The sequence below is a fragment of the Pseudomonas maioricensis genome (assembly GCF_022790535.1).
GTDB lineage: Bacteria > Pseudomonadota > Gammaproteobacteria > Pseudomonadales > Pseudomonadaceae > Aquipseudomonas > Aquipseudomonas maioricensis.
The window spans coordinates 262,987-278,335 of sequence record NZ_LOHG01000006.1 but is presented as its reverse complement, the minus strand read 5'-3'; the positions used below and the strand labels follow the sequence as shown (position 1 = coordinate 278,335).

Annotated in this window: 20 protein-coding genes; 13 read left to right on the top strand and 7 right to left on the bottom strand. The window is 56.6% G+C overall.

The genetic code is table 11. The features are described 5' to 3' along the window. Positions 1–16: 16 nt before the first annotated feature. Both bglX and AUC61_RS12330 read right to left on the bottom strand, forming a co-directional pair. A complete protein-coding gene (gene bglX, locus AUC61_RS12335) occupies positions 17–2,326 on the bottom strand; it encodes a beta-glucosidase BglX (protein ID WP_243246411.1) in 2,310 nt (769 codons plus the stop codon). Between the two features lie 224 nt (positions 2,327–2,550). After that, positions 2,551–2,703 (bottom strand): hypothetical protein, encoded by a 153-nt coding sequence (locus AUC61_RS12330; RefSeq protein ID WP_243246409.1) that lies wholly within the window; start codon positions 2,701–2,703, stop codon positions 2,551–2,553. Between AUC61_RS12330 and AUC61_RS12325 the strand changes: the two genes are divergently transcribed. From AUC61_RS12325 to AUC61_RS12315, 3 genes are all read left to right on the top strand, one after another. Next, positions 2,693–3,910: a class I SAM-dependent methyltransferase gene (locus tag AUC61_RS12325; RefSeq protein ID WP_243246408.1), complete on the top strand. Its 1,218-nt coding sequence runs from the start codon at positions 2,693–2,695 to the stop codon at positions 3,908–3,910. The two genes, AUC61_RS12330 and AUC61_RS12325, sit on opposite strands and share 11 nt — an antisense overlap. Positions 3,911–4,120: 210 nt before the next feature. Further along, positions 4,121–5,269: an L-threonine dehydrogenase gene (yiaY, locus tag AUC61_RS12320; protein WP_243246407.1), complete on the top strand. Its 1,149-nt coding sequence runs from the start codon at positions 4,121–4,123 to the stop codon at positions 5,267–5,269. 33 nt (positions 5,270–5,302) lie between these two features. Further along, complete coding sequence (locus tag AUC61_RS12315) at positions 5,303–5,626, top strand: DUF2025 family protein (RefSeq protein ID WP_243246405.1); 324 nt, start codon at positions 5,303–5,305, stop codon at positions 5,624–5,626. Positions 5,627–5,786: 160 nt separating this feature from the next. On the opposite strand, the gene AUC61_RS12310 is transcribed toward AUC61_RS12315, so the two are convergent. From AUC61_RS12310 to AUC61_RS12290, 5 genes are all read right to left on the bottom strand, one after another. Further along, positions 5,787–7,418, bottom strand: coding sequence for a methyl-accepting chemotaxis protein (locus AUC61_RS12310; RefSeq protein ID WP_243246403.1), 1,632 nt, complete (start codon positions 7,416–7,418; stop codon positions 5,787–5,789). Between the two features lie 267 nt (positions 7,419–7,685). Beyond that, positions 7,686–7,928 carry a pyocin activator PrtN family protein gene (locus AUC61_RS12305; RefSeq protein ID WP_099268585.1) on the bottom strand — a complete coding sequence of 81 codons (243 nt, stop codon included), beginning with the start codon at positions 7,926–7,928 and terminating at the stop codon, positions 7,686–7,688. Further along, entirely contained in the window at positions 7,925–8,122 is a 198-nt protein-coding gene (locus tag AUC61_RS12300; RefSeq protein ID WP_243246402.1) for a hypothetical protein, read from the bottom strand. Before AUC61_RS12300 ends, AUC61_RS12305 begins: the two co-directional genes overlap by 4 nt. A 105-nt stretch (positions 8,123–8,227) precedes the next feature. Continuing rightward, positions 8,228–8,479 (bottom strand): DUF1654 domain-containing protein, encoded by a 252-nt coding sequence (locus tag AUC61_RS12295; RefSeq protein WP_243246385.1) that lies wholly within the window; start codon positions 8,477–8,479, stop codon positions 8,228–8,230. Between the two features lie 144 nt (positions 8,480–8,623). Continuing rightward, positions 8,624–9,340, bottom strand: a complete 717-nt coding sequence (locus AUC61_RS12290; protein ID WP_243246384.1) for an XRE family transcriptional regulator — start codon at positions 9,338–9,340, stop codon at positions 8,624–8,626. A 196-nt stretch (positions 9,341–9,536) separates the two neighbouring features. Here AUC61_RS12290 and AUC61_RS12285 point away from each other — a divergent pair, with 196 nt between their 5' ends. The 10 genes from AUC61_RS12285 to AUC61_RS12240 all read left to right on the top strand — a co-directional run bounded on the left by AUC61_RS12285 (position 9,537) and on the right by AUC61_RS12240 (position 15,315). Further along, positions 9,537–9,956, top strand: a complete 420-nt coding sequence (locus AUC61_RS12285; protein WP_243246381.1) for a hypothetical protein — start codon at positions 9,537–9,539, stop codon at positions 9,954–9,956. 511 nt (positions 9,957–10,467) lie between these two features. Continuing rightward, positions 10,468–10,836: a putative holin gene (locus AUC61_RS12280; protein WP_087264749.1), complete on the top strand. Its 369-nt coding sequence runs from the start codon at positions 10,468–10,470 to the stop codon at positions 10,834–10,836. Further along, complete coding sequence (locus AUC61_RS12275; RefSeq protein ID WP_238599512.1) at positions 10,829–11,122, top strand: phage holin family protein; 294 nt, start codon at positions 10,829–10,831, stop codon at positions 11,120–11,122. The genes AUC61_RS12280 and AUC61_RS12275 overlap by 8 nt, the downstream gene beginning before the upstream one ends. Positions 11,123–11,298: 176 nt before the next feature. Continuing rightward, entirely contained in the window at positions 11,299–11,499 is a 201-nt protein-coding gene (locus tag AUC61_RS12270) for a Com family DNA-binding transcriptional regulator (protein WP_243246378.1), read from the top strand. 3 nt (positions 11,500–11,502) lie between these two features. Continuing rightward, complete coding sequence (locus tag AUC61_RS12265; RefSeq protein WP_243246376.1) at positions 11,503–12,144, top strand: hypothetical protein; 642 nt, start codon at positions 11,503–11,505, stop codon at positions 12,142–12,144. A gap of 188 nt (positions 12,145–12,332) precedes the next feature. Then, a complete protein-coding gene (locus AUC61_RS12260) occupies positions 12,333–12,923 on the top strand; it encodes a phage tail terminator protein (protein WP_243246374.1) in 591 nt (196 codons plus the stop codon). Further along, positions 12,920–13,114, top strand: a complete 195-nt coding sequence (locus AUC61_RS12255) for a DUF2635 domain-containing protein (protein WP_243246371.1) — start codon at positions 12,920–12,922, stop codon at positions 13,112–13,114. The genes AUC61_RS12260 and AUC61_RS12255 overlap by 4 nt, the downstream gene beginning before the upstream one ends. Then, positions 13,111–14,607, top strand: a complete 1,497-nt coding sequence (locus tag AUC61_RS12250; protein ID WP_243246368.1) for a phage tail sheath C-terminal domain-containing protein — start codon at positions 13,111–13,113, stop codon at positions 14,605–14,607. The genes AUC61_RS12255 and AUC61_RS12250 overlap by 4 nt, the downstream gene beginning before the upstream one ends. A gap of 61 nt (positions 14,608–14,668) precedes the next feature. Further along, on the top strand, positions 14,669–15,016 hold the full coding sequence (locus AUC61_RS12245) for a phage tail tube protein (RefSeq protein WP_243246360.1): 348 nt from the start codon (positions 14,669–14,671) through the stop codon (positions 15,014–15,016). Beyond that, a complete protein-coding gene (locus tag AUC61_RS12240) occupies positions 15,016–15,315 on the top strand; it encodes a phage tail assembly protein (RefSeq protein WP_087264742.1) in 300 nt (99 codons plus the stop codon). The genes AUC61_RS12245 and AUC61_RS12240 overlap by 1 nt, the downstream gene beginning before the upstream one ends. Positions 15,316–15,349: the final 34 nt, after the last annotated feature.

The window sequence follows — 15,349 nt, the reverse complement described above, 5'->3', positions numbered from 1 at the left end:
CCTCGACAGCTCACTCTTACAACAAATTAAAACTCGTCTCTTTAACCGTCGCAGAATCCAGGCCGATCATCAGCTTGAACTCACCCGCTTCGGCTGCGTATTTCAACTGCGGGTTAAAGAACTTCAGGTCTTCTTCTGTGAGGGTGAAGGTCACGACTTTCTCTTCACCCGCGTTCAGCATGATTTTCTCGAAGCCCTTGAGCTCTTTGACCGGACGGCTGATGGACGCTGCAACGTCACGCAGGTACAACTGAACCACGGTTTCGCCCGCGACTTTGCCAGTGTTCTTCACGGTCACGCTGGCAGTGAGCTTGCCTTTGCGTGGCAGGTCTCTGCTAGACAGAGTGATATCCGAAACATCGAACTGCGTGTAGCTCAGACCAAAACCAAACGGGAACAGCGGGCCGTTGGTTTCTTCGAAGTAATGCGATGTGTAGTTACCAGGCTTCTCCGGCGAGTAAGGACGACCGGTGTTCAGGTGTGCGTAGTAAATCGGAAGTTGACCGATCGAACGCGGGAACGACATCGCCAGTTTGCCCGACGGGTTGTAGTCACCAAACAGTACGTCGGCCACGGCATTGCCGCCTTCGGTGCCCGGGAACCAGGTTTCCAGCATCGCATCGGCCTGCTCGACTTCGTCGACCAGCACCAGTGGACGACCATTCATCAGCACCAGGACCAACGGTTTGCCGGTGGCTTTCAGGGCCTTGATCAATGCCTGCTGCGTTGCAGGGATGTTCAGGCTGCTGCGGCTGGCGGATTCGTGAGACATACCGCGAGACTCGCCGACTACGGCAACGATCACATCGGCCTGCTCAGCGGTCTTGACCGCTTCGTCGAGCATTTCCTGGGCTGGGCGCGGATCAACTTCCACTTCATGTTCAATGAAGTTCAGGTAGTTGAGGATGTGTTCGTTGTCGCTGATGTTGGAGCCACGGGCATACAGCAGCTTTGCTTTGTCGCCGACGGCATTGGCCAGACCATCATAGACGGTGACCGACTGATTCGGGCGGCCAGCGGCAGACCAACTGCCGAGCATGTCCAGCTGACTCTTGGCGAGGCTGCCGATCACGGCGATGGTGCCTTCTTTCTTCAGCGGCAACGTTTCGTTCTGATTTTTCAGCAGTACCAGCGTTTTGCGTGCTACGTCACGCGCTTCAGCGCGGTGCAGACGGTCGTCAGAATAAGTATCGGCCGGGTCTTGAGCCGCATCGCCAATGCGCAGGTACGGGTTGGCGAACAGGCCCATGTCGTACTTGGCGCCCAGCACTTCGCGGACCGCGTTGTCGATTTCCTTCACGGACACTTCGCCACTCTTGACCAAGCCTGGCAGCTCTTCGCCGTAAGCCTTGTCGTTCATGCTGAGGTCAACGCCAGCCTTGATGGCCAGCTTGGCCGCTTCGCGGTAGTCCTTGGCGACACCGTGGTCGATCAACTCCTTGATCGCACCGTGATCGCTGATGGTTACACCCTTGAAGCCCCAGTCCTTGCGCAACAGGTCTTGCAGCAACCAGTTGTTGGACGTGGCAGGTACGCCATTGATCGAGTTGAGCGCGATCATTACACCGCCAGCGCCTGCATCAATACCGGCGCGATACGGCGGCAGGTAATCCTGATACATGCGGGTCGGACTCATGTCCACGGTGTTGTAGTCGCGACCGCCCTCGACTGCGCCGTACAGGGCGAAGTGTTTGACGGCGGCCATGATGCTGTCGGCAGAAGCGACGTTCGCGCCCTGGAACGACTTGACCATTTCTTTGGAAATGCGCGAAACCAGATAAGTGTCTTCGCCAAAACCTTCGGAGCTACGGCCCCAGCGTGGATCGCGGGAGATATCCACCATCGGGGCGAAGGTCATGTCCAGGCCATCGGCGCTGGCTTCAATCGCCGAAATGCGGCCGGTCTCGGCAATCGCGGCCATGTCCCAGCTGGCAGCCATACCCAGGCTGATCGGGAAAATGGTCCGATGACCGTGGATCACGTCATAGGCGAAGAACATCGGAATTTTCAGGCGGCTTTTGGCGACTGCTGCTTCCTGAAGCGGGCGGTTTTCCGAACGGGTAATGGAATTGAACGTGCCGCCAATGCGGCCCGCAGCAATTTCCTTGAGAATCATCGGCTGCGGCATGTCCTGGGCGATGCTGATCAAGCGCAGTTGGCCGATCTTTTCGTCAAGGGTCATTTGTTTCATCAGATTGGCGATGAAGGCGTTTTTAGCCTGCAGCGTGGCCTGGCTATTGGCCGCCGGGGCGTTGACATTGTTTGCAGCCAACACTGGCTGACTGGCCAGACCGACCAGAAGACCGAGTAAACACAGCTTATTCATGAATGATTTCTCAAGGCTTTGCCCGCAACTCGCATTAAATAACAGGCAGCCATATTTTATGGGTTTAGACCTTTGGTATTGCTTGTCGGCCAGGGCCGCAGATTGCCGCTGTGCTTAATCATTGCACAGAGTATCTGTAGCGCAGGTTTTCGACATCTTGGCGTAGGCGACGGATTATGCAGGGGAACTTCGGTTTTGGCTAAAGCCACTTCAGCCATTCGGAATCAAAAAGTAACAAACAGACCATAGGCTCGCCAATCCGGCTTTATTCTTCCAGACCAGCGTCCATCAATTAATCCAACCTTCAACGCCTTAACCCGCCTAAAATAGCCGCCTTTGCTATCTGCTCGTTCCGAGGCGTTTTTGATGTCAGTCACCGCAACTTCCACCCAGCCAGCGCCAGATCATCGTGCGCAGTTCTTGAGCCTGCTGGAAAACAGTCTTTCCCAGAACTCGTTCATCAAGCTGGTGCTGGCCAAGTACGTGGGCGTCGAAGCCGAGTTGCAGCGGGTCATCATCAAGGCACTGACCGTCAAGGATCAGCCTTGCCTGTCTTTTGTTTATCGCTACAAAACCCGTGACATCACCAAGAATTTCCCGTTGGTTGAAGCGGTTCAGGTCATTGCGCAATTGTTGCCTGAGTCTTTCAAGAACGCGCACTTGTTGTCGTTGACCGATGAGGTCCAGCTGGAGTTCAGCAAAAAGGGCAAGAGCACCTTGTTCAAGAGCAAGGCCCAGCAGGAGCGTGAAGCGCCGTCTGCGGGTCATGACCGCGAGAAGAAGCGTTATCTGGAATTGACCCGACCGTTTCTGACTGATTTGGGCGTGACCAACAAGCAGCATGAGTTGATCCCGTCCATGTCGCGCAAATGGAAGCAGATCAACAAGTTCATCGAGGTGTTTTCCCACGCCCTGACGTCTTCACCACTCAAGCTCGATCAGCCGATCAAAGTGGCGGATTTCGGCTCAGGCAAGGGCTATCTGACCTTCGCTATTCACGATTACCTGCGCAATACGTTGCAGGCTGACGGGCAGGTGACAGGCGTTGAGCTGCGCGAAGACATGGTCACGCTGTGCAACAACGCGGCAGGCCGGCTTGAGCATCCGGGCCTGACCTTCGAATGTGGCGACGTGCGCAGCGTTGCGCCCAGCGCGCTGGACGTGATGATCGCCTTGCACGCCTGTGACATCGCCACTGACTATGCCATTCATATGGGCATTCGTTCCGGCGCATCGATCATCATGTGTTCGCCGTGCTGCCATAAGCAGATTCGTCTGCAAATCCAGAGTCCGACGCTGCTGCGGCCGATGCTGCAATACGGTTTGCACATGGGCCAGCAAGCTGAAATGGTCACCGACAGCCTGCGTGCGCTGCTGCTTGAAGCCTGTGGCTACGAGACCAAAGTGTTCGAGTTTATTTCGTTGGAACACACCAACAAGAACAAGATGATCCTCGCCGTAAAGCGCGCCGAGCCGCTCAAGTCCACTGAGATTCTGGCGAAAATCCAGGAGTTGAAAGTGTTCTACGGCATTCAGGAACAGTGCCTGGAAACGTTGCTGCAGGCGGATGGTTTTATCAAATAACACCAAAACCCCTGTAGGAGCTGACGAGCAACGCGAGGCTGCGATAGCGACCTGTCTGATACACCTCTATCGCAGCCTCGCGTTGCTCGTCAGCTCCTACAGGTGGCGTGCTTGCTTCTCCATTCATTGAGCCAGATCAATTCCCCCTTCCTCGGCGCGCGCATGCTGTAAGCATTCTCCACGCGCAGGCGACCACGCCGAGGTTCCATCATGAGCAGCACCTTTTTCATTCCCGCCGTGAACATCATGGGCCTCGGCTGTCTCGATGAGGCCATGCAGGCGATCCGTAAATACGGCTTTCTCAAAGCGCTGATTGTCACCGACGCGGGTCTGGCCAAGGCTGGACTGGCGGCCCACATCGCAGGTCTGCTGGTGGAGCAGGGCATTGACTCGGTGGTGTTCGACGGTGCGCAACCCAACCCGACGGTGAGCAATGTCGAGAGCGGCCTGGCTCTGTTGCGTGAGCGTGAATGCGACTTCGTGATCTCGCTAGGTGGCGGCTCGCCTCACGACTGCGCCAAAGGCATCGCCCTGTGTGCCACTAACGGCGGACACATCAGCGAATACGAGGGTGTGGACCTCTCGCAGAACCCGCAATTGCCGCTGATCGCCATCAATACAACGGCAGGCACGGCCAGTGAGATGACCCGCTTTTGCATCATCACGGATGAAGTGCGCCACGTAAAAATGGCCATTGTCGATCGCAACGTCACGCCACTGTTGTCAGTCAACGACCCGGCGATGATGGCCAAAATGCCCAAATCATTGACTGCTGCTACCGGCATGGACGCGCTGACGCACGCCATCGAAGCTTATGTCTCGACCGCCGCCACGCCGATCACCGATGCCTGCGCTCTGAAGGCTATGTCACTGATCGCCGGTTATCTGCGCCGTGCAGTGGACGATGGATCAGACATGGAGGCACGAGAAAACATGGCGTATGCCCAGTTCCTCGCAGGCATGGCGTTTAACAACGCATCTCTGGGTTTCGTGCATGCCATGGCTCACCAGCTCGGTGGTTTCTATGACTTGCCCCATGGCGTGTGCAATGCGGTATTGCTGCCTCATGTGCAGAGCTTTAACGCCGCGGTCTGCCCGGCGCGCCTGACGGATGTGGCGCATGCCATGGGGGCCGACATTCGCGGTCTGGCTCCGGAGGAGGGAGCCCGTGCCGCGATTTCCGCGATTCGTACGTTGGCGGGCTCTATCGACATTCCACCGGGGTTGACCGCCTTGGGCGTGAAGGAAGAGGACTTCCCGGTCCTGGCAGCCAACGCGTTGAAAGACGCTTGTGGTCTGACCAACCCGCGTCCCGCTGATCAGGCGCAAATAGAAGACATCTTCCGCCGTGCACTGTGATTGGCGCCCCACTCAATTGAGGCAGGACTGTTGATGAAAACCACCTCCAGCGCTATTTGCGAAGCAGCCGACGACCTCGCAGGTTTCGTCGGTTACCACCACAAGGCCCAGCGATACATCGTGCGTTTCAGCGAAGATTCGTTCGGTATGGATGTCAGCGATGAGGGCATTATTCCGGCCTGTGAATTCGTCTGGACGGCCGGGAAAGACGAACTCATGACTCTCAGTCGGGAGCGCCTTCAACTGCTTTTAGAGCAGAACATCGACGACCGCTTGCGCATCAGCGAGCCATTGCGGGTGTACATGCGACGTCTGGATTTGCCGGAGATAGTGGTGGAGCGGCGGGTGAGGGTTTAGAGCTAAATGCATCCTCAGGATTGGAATGCATTTCTGTAGGAGCTGCCGAAGGCTGCGATCAGTTATCGCTGACACAGCGCAATCGCAGCCTTCGGCAGCTCCTACAGTTCCAATGTTTCCGTGAGACTGCGCCGCGTCAGGGGCACGGCGCAGCTCACCCTCACATCTTGAAGCGCAGCGCCAGCTGATTCAGGCCCACCGCCAGTTGCGAAAGCTCGCTGCTGGCTGCCGAGGTCTGGTTGGCACCTGCCGATGTCTGCAGGGACAGGTCGCGGATGCTGGTCAGGTTACGGTCTACTTCTCGGGCGACTTGTGCTTGCTCTTCGGTGGCTGAGGCAATGCTCATGTTGCGTTCGTTGATCTGCACAATCGCCGCGGTGATTTCAGCCAGTGCCAGGCCTGCCGCTTCAGCGACATCAAGGCTCGCGCGTGCGCGTTCACTGCTGTGGCCCATGGCGCTGACTGCTTTACCGGCACCGTCCTGAATCGAGGCGATCATTTTTTCGATCTCGGCAGTGGACTGCTGAGTACGATGCGCCAGCGCGCGAACTTCGTCCGCTACTACCGCAAAACCACGACCCGCTTCACCCGCGCGTGCCGCTTCAATTGCCGCGTTGAGTGCGAGCAGGTTGGTCTGGTCAGCAATACCGCGAATCACGTCCAGCACGCCGCTGATGCCTTGAACCTGCACGGCCAGGCCATCGATCTCGACCGCGGTAACGCCGACTGCCTGGTGCAGTTCGTTGATCACGCTGACCGTTTCACCGACACGCTTGCTGCCGTTTTCTGCCGACTGGCTCGAATCACGCGCAGCTGTGGAAGCCAGCGAAGCGTTGCGTGCCACTTCTTCAACCGCCGCGCTCATCTGGTTAATAGCTGTGGCAGCCTGATTGATTTCATCGTTCTGACGCTGCACACCACGCAATGAGTCCTCGGTAACGGCGGTCATCTCTTCGGAGGTCGATGCCAGTTGCGACGAGGAGTCGCCCAGTTCACCGAGTGTGCGGCGCAGGTTTTGTTGCATCACCGACAGCGCTTGCAGCAGTCGGCCCGGTTCGTCCTTGCCGTCAATGTCGATTGGCTTGCTGAGATCGTTGGCGGCAATTTGCTGAGCAACCGCCAAGGCCTTGGCGATCGGCGCAGACAGGCTACGGGTAAACAGCGCTGCCAGTGCCAGTGTCGCGGCCAGTGCGATCAGAATCGCGGCGATGGTGACATTACGGGACTGCGCGTAGCTCTGGTCAGCAGCGGCGTCAGATTCAGCCATCTTGAGGTTTGCCAAACGCGAAACCTCGGTGATGTCTTTACTCAATACTTCCGCTGAGAGGGTCATTTCTCCGGTAGAAATAGTCATCGCATTGATAACGTCTTCGCGTTTTTGTTCGACGGCATCCAGGAAGCGCGAGTGAACACCGAGGTAAGCCGACAGATGCTGCTCCATACCGGAGAATGCTTTCTGGCCAGCTTCAGTCACCAGCAAAGGTTTTAACTTGCGAACATCGGCTTCCAGGCTCGCGCGAGCCTGACTGATGCGTTCGAGCTGACGTTTGGCACCCTCAGCATTTTGCGCCGCCCGTAGACCCGTGTTGCCCAGGCGGATTGTCACCAGATCAGTCTTGATCTGTTCGATGGCTTGAATAGTAGGCAGTACGTTGTCCTGCAACGTCTCTCGTGACTCTTTCAAACCAGCGGACTGCTGCAAGGAGAACAGACCCAAGGCTGTAATCAATACGGCAAAAAAGCCAAAGCAAAGCAGCGACCGGGGGGCGATGTTGAGGTTTCTCAGGTTCATGCGAGGGGCCTGTCGGAAGGGAAAACGTTAGTAGCCTATCGACGTTAAACGGTTCAGCTTGAGGCCGCCTAGCTGATTATTTGGAAATATCCAGTAATGAGCTGAAAAAAATGATGAAAATCAATGTTGTGACGAAAACCATTGAGATAGACGCTTCTCCGTGTAAACCAGGCAATCTGATTTTTGAGTTAAAGACTGATATCTCCAAGTGATTGTTGCTTGGTGAGCATTAGCGTGATGCCGCTGTATGACAGCGGCAGTCTCGGGTCACGCGGCCTGTAACTGGTCCTGAGCATCCAGATAATCCGCAAGGTTGTGCAGATAAACCACAGGCTGACCTTTGCTGGAGCCGCCAAGTCGAGTGACTTTGAGGGCAATTGCGCCACTGCTGATTTTGCGCATCAAGTAGCGATCACTCGATATGTGGGAAAAATACCGTTCTCGAACGGCGCTTAACGTCGGGCACGGCGTTGCGAATTCAGACCGCAGTTGGTTGAGTGTCTGGCTCATGCTGCGTCACCTCCCCAAGGGTTGATTTCATCCGAACGTGTTAACGGTGGGTTGCTCTGTGCACGCTTTTTTTTCGGTGTGATGATCAGTAAAAGTCCGGCTTGCTGCTGGATAGCGTGGATCGCAGCAGGATTCGAAGTGGCTACCGGGTGCAGGTACACCTGGCAGCGAGGGTGATGCTGTGGTTTTTTCATGTCTCGTACTCGGTAATGATTGGGTACGAGATCAAATTAGCAATAGCTAAATATTTATACAATAGCATTTGCTAAATATTTCCTTGGTGACACTGTTTCTATCCTTCAATCTTGAGCAGGAACATCCCAGAAGACGCGTACAGACCCGTCGTCCTGAAGGGTTGCGTACACGCCATCGGTCTCGGTAATGGCATCAATGATTTGATCCCAGTCCTCTTGAGATTCGTCCGGCGCTTTGTAAACGAGTGCGGCATGCTCCTTACGAGCGGCCGGTGAAGTGAGGATTTTCTGAATACGCGCCCCCAGCATTTCCAGCGATGTTGGGGGGACGAGCGCTCTGGGTTGCGTCTTGGACATGAGTTCCTCCTTGGTGTTATGTATATACATACAGTAATTATCGGGCGACCAAACGGCAAGAGAAAAGGAGTACTCGTGTACTCTTTTTTGGTTGGGGCATTAAAAAGCCCGCATCGGCGGGCTTGTTGCAGATCGCATTGAGGGCTACAGCTTTCGGGCGTTCCAGACGAGTAATACCCGCGCCTGAATATGGATTTTCTCAAGGTCAGCGCCATCGATCATGATCGGCGGATAAACCGGGTTGTCCGAAATCATGCGCAGCGCTCCACCGGTCATTCTCTGTAGGCGCTTGATGAACAGATCACCGTCGAGGGTGAACACGTAAACCGCATCGGTTCGAATTTCGGTGATGCCTCGATCAACGAGCAGCGAGTCGCCGTCGCGAAAGGTACCTTCCATGCTGTCGCCATCACCGGTGATGATCGCCAGGTTTTCGAGGCTTGAGTACGGCACGCCTTGAGTTTTCAGCCAGTCGAGATGCACCGTCATTTCACGGATGACTTCAACCTGGTGTTCCGGGACCAGGCCGTAGCCCATCGAGGCCGCCACGTTCAGATGCGGGATGGTGATGAACCCCAAAGACTCCATGACTTTCCGGGTGTCGACGGGTGCTGCTGCTTTTGGCTTCGCTCGTTCCAGCAGGTCACCGCTGTCCGAAGGTTCTGGAGAGACCAGTGTGCCTGGGGCGAGATCGATCTTGCCCTCCAGGGTAGCAGCCGCTTTTTCCCCTAGTTTTCGGTGGCCGTTCAATAACTGCGACAGATAAGAAGCGTCGAGGCCGAACTGGTTGGCGAAGTCTTTCTGTGTGAGGCCGGCCATAGCATGGCGAAGGGCTCTGAGGCGTTGTTCGTAAATATCCATGGCTCAATCATCGCTTTGCGTTAGCAGACAGTAAATTACATTTTGCTATTGATGTAAATATTAGCGATTGCTAATATTTTTGTTCATCCCACAGGTTCGCAACGATTTGCCTGGCTTCGGTCAGGTTGATTAATCACGCCTTGGGTTTTTCACGATGCCTGCTGTGCGGGTATTGAGTTGATGGAGAGCAACAACAATGATCAAGGAAATCGAAAAGCTGATGGTGCATTGGGGCGAGCAAACCCGCGAGCAAGGTTTGGGTGGCGGTTTGGGCAGCCAGTTGGGGGCATTGATTGAATGGGGCGGGGCACCACCACGCAGCACACCGGGCTCGCGCATTCTGGATGGCGGTGGCACAGGCATGGACACCATCGCCACGGCCATAGATCGTGCCGTCGCTCAGTTGCAGCGCACGCCGGGTCACGCGGCGTTGGCCAGACTCGCCACACAACGTTATTGCGAACTGGTGCCGGTGCGCGAGCAGATGCGCACCGCGGGGATTGCCGAAGGCGCTGACCGGACTTACCGCAACCGGGTACAGCGACTGCATGAGTTGGTGATGTCGATCGTGATGGCGAGTACGGGCAAGCGCGGCGTGCCTTCCAGCCTCCTATAAAAGCATGCTGGAACTCATCGACTTGTAGGAGCTGCCGAAGGCTGCGAAGCATTTATCCTGACATACCCTCATCGCAGCCTCCGGCAGCTCCTACAGGTCCAATGTTTGCTGCGCAACAACGCGGTACCAGCAACGGGCGATCACCCGCCAAACACGACTTTCTAAATTGAACCCAATCTCAAGGAGCTCACCTCGTAACCTAGGTAAGCTCCTGCAGGTACAGTCTCAGGAATAACTGGCTCAGGCTGCACAACCAACCGTTCGTCGAGCTACTTTGTCGTGTTCTGGTCACATTCCTGTCGCGTTCCAGTCGCATCTGAACCACCCTGAAATCAGCACTTCCCATGCTTTCCGGCGGCAGGTACAAAGGCGGCACGATCTGAGATTTACGCCTGAGGCAGCAACGGCAGGCAGGCTTTTTCAGCCACATATCAGGCCTTTAACAGGCAGTCACCCACCCCGCTTCGGCGGGGTTTCTTTTTCCCCTCGGGAATAGCAATGGAGTATGAGCATGGCCGAGCCAGCGAGCACGGCCGCATCTGTCGTGGTCGCTGGTGCGGCCGGTGCGGGTTTCGCAGGATTATTAACAGGCATTGATACGCTCGCCGCCATCGGCGCATTGGCGGGCGCATTGGTGTTCTTTACCACCACAGAAGAAATGCCGGTCTGGAAGCGGATGGTCTTTCTGCTGGTGTCATTTGTAATGGGTTATTTGTTCGCCCCCGCTCTGGTGGATTTCGAAGTCTGGGGGATTCGTCCTTTCAAGTATTCAGGGCCCGCAGCATTCGGGGCCTCCGTGCTGGTGGTCACTGTGGCGCTGGCAGCAATCAAACGGCGCGGCAGATTAGAGACCGGGCAGCCTGGAGGTCAGGATGGATAAGCCTTTGATTAGCGCACTGCTTACCCAGGTGACGTTCTGGTTGTGCATGGGCTTGTTCGTTCGGCTCTTCACCTTTCGCCGCAAGGGCGCGCGGTTTCGCCGCAACATGAGCTGTCTGGCCTGGCTGGTCATGGTCAGCGCTGGCACGGTGATGGTTTACATCTGCAAAGGCATGCTGGTCATGCCCGTTCAGGCCTGGCCTCTGGTCATGATCCTGGCCGTATTTGTCGGCTCTGTTTACCAGAGCAACGGCAACCTGGCGCAAGTCTGGAAGATCGGACAGTGAGCTTGATGTCTGAGCGCCGTTAACTTCGCAGGGCCCTTATTCGTCGGGCTTCGCGAGCCACTTTTTATGAGCACAGCAAAGCCCCGTCCGCGGGGCTTTTGCGTTGCAGCACAAAACAGGATGGCGATTTCGGATTGAGCCTGGCGTGACCTGGCATAAATCAAAGGATTACGCATATGTTGAAAGATTGCAGATGTGGAAAGTGCAAAAAACTTCTTGCCCGAGTGGGTGAGTACACCGAACTCCAGATCAAGTGTTCCCGATGCGGGGCGTTGAATCATGTGAGGGCCGAGAGCCCCGAGTCATCGCCTCTGAGCGACCAGCGTGCGGATAGTCCGCGCAACCTGATCAGTACCCAAATTAATACCTCGAGGTGAACTATGAAACTGTACAAAAAGCTTCTGTTGGTGACGGCCTTGCTGTCGTCCTTTGTTTCTGTAAATACCTGGGCTGCGGCTCAGTCGTGGAACCTGGCTCGTGATATGTATTTGATGAAGGAGAGTGCACCCGCTGGCTCAGCTTGGGCATTCATGCAAAGTGCGGCGGGCGGAGGTTCGTCGGCGAACTACACCGCCATGCCTTCTTTTGCGGCAGATCAGTGCGGTGCCTCTCCGGCAACCTGCTGGCAGAACACGGCCACTGGCGGCTGGATTGCCATTCCGAAATCTGATTACGGCTTTTCGGGAAGTGGCGGCAGCTTCGTCCTCAAGCAAGGCGATGCCACGTTGCATCCAGGCAATAGCACCCAGTCGATTATTCGCTGGACGAGTCCAATTAATGGGTCGATCAGTGTTCACGGCCGAGTGAATGATTTGCATACGTCCTGCGGCAACGGCATTGCCTTGATCATCAAGTCTGGTGACTCTGAGATTAAGACTTACGACCTCCCGAATGGCGGTAGCGCCGTGGTAAGCGAGGATGCTATTCCGGTTACTACCGGTGCTCCTTTGTATTTCGTGTTCGACAACAAAGGCGACTATTCCTGCGACGCTACCAGTCTGGATCTGTTAATCACCAACTAACAACGATACGTCGTAGGTCTATAAGCAGCCGGCGAAGATGTCGGACTGCTGATTTAACGATTTTCCCAATCCCTCGGACCCTCAGAAAGCCCCGATCCACGAGGCCTGCTGAGCCATTTTTACGACCATTACGAAGCCCCGTTCCCGGGGCTTTGTTGTGTCTGGAGTTCTGAAACTGGAGTTCTGAGATGAACGTAACAACTTTGATTGCGCAGATAAGCCAGCGCTGCCCCGGTTTTCAAGGCCGTGTCGCCGGTGGCCTGCAGTGGGACAGCGCCCGTACCGACGACCAACTGGCGATGCCCGCCGCCTATGTCCTGACGGCGGGTGATACCGCACAGGAATCCACCACCAATGTGGTCCGGCACATCGTTCGTGAGCAGTACCTGATCAATGTGGCACTGGCTAACGGTGATCAATACGGCCAGGCCGCGACTCAGGAACTTCACAGCATTCGCGTTCAGCTATGGGCCGCTCTGGTGGGCTTTCAGCCTGAAGCTGAAGACGATCCCTTGCAGTACAGCGGCAGCTCGATGTTGCTGATTGACGATAACCGGGTGGTTTACCAGTTCCGCTTTTTCACCGAGTTCATGCTGGGTCGCAGTGACCCGGCAGGGCCTCCCGAAACGTGGCAGGAGCAGCTCAACGATGGCCTGCCACTGCTTGAGGGAGTCGATATGGACATCGACTTCATTGACCCCATGGTCGATCAAAACCTGACAGATCGCGGCCCCGATGGCCGCATCGAATTTCAAACCCGTGAGGATATACCCCAGTGAAACGAGTACATGTGAAACCTGCCGAAGGCCGGGCTGTTCCGGATCCGGCCCGGGGTGGCGAACTGCTGCCCGCCGAGGGCTATGAAGTACCGCTGACTGCCTTTTGGCAGCGACGGATCAATGATGCAGACGTAGTAATCGTGGGTACGGCTCCGAGCCAGCCCAAAGCGAAAGGGAGTGCCGCCAAATGACTGTAGGTTTCAGCCAGATTCCATCCGATCTTCGTGTACCACTGTTCTACGCCGAGCTTGATAACTCGATGGCCAACAGCGGTGCTTCCAGTCTGCGACGTCTGATCATTGGTCAGGTCAACGACGATGCCACCAGCGAAGACATCGGCCGCCTGGTGCTGATCTCGCGCAGTACCGAAGCGCGCTCCATTGGCGGCGCCGGTTCGATGTTGTGGGCCATGCACGCCGCGCATCGCAAGATCGATGTTGCGGGCGAAGTCTGGTGCCTGCCACTCAAGATCGAGTCCGGCACCAATGCTCTAGGCAAGGTCACGCTGACCGGTACCGCCACGGCGGCCGGCCTGCTGAACCTGTACGTGGGTGGCGTGCGTGTGCGAGCCATCGTGCCTGAACTGGCCACGGCCGCTGATGCAGCTACTGCTTTGCTGAGCGCTATCAATGCGGCCACCGATCTGCCGGTTACTGCCACCGCCGAAGCGGGCGTCGTGACGCTGGTCAGCAAGTTCAAAGGCGAGCTGGGCAACGATATCCAGTTGAGCTTCAACCGACTGGGTGCCGCCAATGGCGAGCAACTGCCAGCCGGTCTGGAAGTCGTTTTGGCTGCGATGGCCGGTGGTGTGGGTACGCCGGAAATGGCCGCCGCGCTGGCCGCGCTCGGCGATGAGCCGTTCGAGTTCATCAGCCAGCCATGGACCGACGCTGCAACGCTGGATTACTGGAAATCCACCATGGATTTCACCTCGGGGCGCTGGTCCTGGGCGAAGCAGATCTACGGTCGGGTTTATAGCGCCAAGCGCGGGACGTTGGGTGCTTTGGTAGCTGCAGGCAAGCTGCGCAATGACCCTTCGGTGTCTATTGGCGCCATGGAAAAAAGCATTCCGCAGCCGGTATGGGAAGTCGCTGCTCAGTTCAGTGCACGCACCGCCGTGTTCATCAGCGCCGACCCTGCATGCCCGACGCAATCGGGTGAGTTGGGGGCCATCGAGCCTGCTGCGGTCAGTGACCGGTTCATGCTGGATGAATACCAGTCGTTGCTGGGCAGCGGCATCGCCACGTTCGAATATTCGGGCAGCGCGATGCGTATCCAGCGGGCGATCACCACGTATCAGCGTAACGCGTACAACCAGCCGGATGACTCGTACCTGGACAGCGAGCCGCTGCACCAGTCGGCGTATGTACTGCGTTTCCTGCGCACCCGGATCACCAGCAAATACGGTCGTCACAAACTGGCGAACGACGGCACCAAATTTGGCCCCGGCCAGCGCATGGTGACCCCGAAGGTGATTCGCGGTGAGCTGATCGCTGCTTATGGCGAGCTGGTGCGTTTGGGGATTGTCGAGAACATCGACGCCTTCAAGGACAACCTGATCGTTGAGCGCGACGCGACTAACCCGAATCGCCTGAACGTGCTGTATCCACCGGATCTGGTCAACCAACTGCGCGTGTTCGCGCTGTTGTATCAGTTCCGTCTGCAGTATTCCGACGCGGCCTGAGCCGCTTAATCAAACGTCATTCCAAGCCCGCCCTGTGCGGGCTTTTTTAGTGGAGATTCACATGGGTCAGAAAGTTGCGGGTACTTGCTACATCAAGGTCGACGGCGAACAGCTGGTTATCACGGGCGCGGTAGAAGTACCGATGTCCCGGGTCAAGCGTGAAACCGTCGTGGTCGGCTACTTCAAGGAAAACGAAGTCACGCCGTTCATCAAAGTTGACGCGATTCGTACCGTCGATTTCCCTCGGGCAAAAATCGAGACTGGCACGAACATGACGGTCACCGCCGAGTTCAACGACGGCACCACTTACGTGCTCAGCGGCGCGTACGCGGTGGATGACATGACCAGCTCGAGTGAGGACGGCAAGGTCAGCCTCAAATTCGAAGGCATCTCGGGGGACTGGCAGTGATGAGCAAAGAGACCTTTACCCTGGCCGTCGCCATCAAGGCACACGGTCAGGAACTCACTGAGCTGCACCTGCGTCGCCCGACGGCTGAAGAATGCCGGGCGATCAAGGTGCTGCCTTACACGCTTTCCGATTCGTCGATGCCGGTGGCGGATATCGAAGCAGCGTGCAAATACATCGCGGTGTGTGCAGCCATTCCGGCGGGGTCAGTCAACCAACTGGACCTGGCGGACCTGAACAGCCTGGTGTGGAAAATCATCGGTTTTTTCCTGCAGAGCGCTTCGGTGGCGTCGCCGACCTGATCGGTGTGGTGTACGACCTCGCTTACTTCTGGAG